Below are 272 nucleotides of genomic sequence, written 5' to 3' on the forward strand. Positions count from 1 at the left end.
GTTACAGCCAAAAAACGCATCAGGGGCATGCCTCTTATTATTACAGTTATCCGTTTTTACAAGCCAAAGGCAACATTACATTTGCGGGTGAAACGTATCAAGTAACCGGAGATGCTTGGTTAGACAGAGAGTGGTCTTCGGCGTTAATCGATCCGAGCCAAAATGGGTGGGACTGGTTTAGCATTCAGGCTGATGATAAAAAGCAGGGTGGTTTGATGGCATTTTGTATTCGTAATGGCCAGCAAAGTTATGATTACTGCAGTGCATCGCAC

The 272-nt window shown here is 44.5% G+C and carries 1 protein-coding gene; it reads left to right on the forward strand.

Translation table 11 applies throughout. The annotated features are described in order from the left end of the window. Window positions 1–272, forward strand: a 272-nt coding sequence (locus tag SB756_RS30140) for a lipocalin-like domain-containing protein (protein ID WP_410913245.1), incomplete at both ends; no start/stop codon positions are given.

The organism is Pseudomonas sp. SIMBA_068, from assembly GCF_046534705.1.
Taxonomy (GTDB): domain Bacteria; phylum Pseudomonadota; class Gammaproteobacteria; order Pseudomonadales; family Pseudomonadaceae; genus Aquipseudomonas; species Aquipseudomonas putida.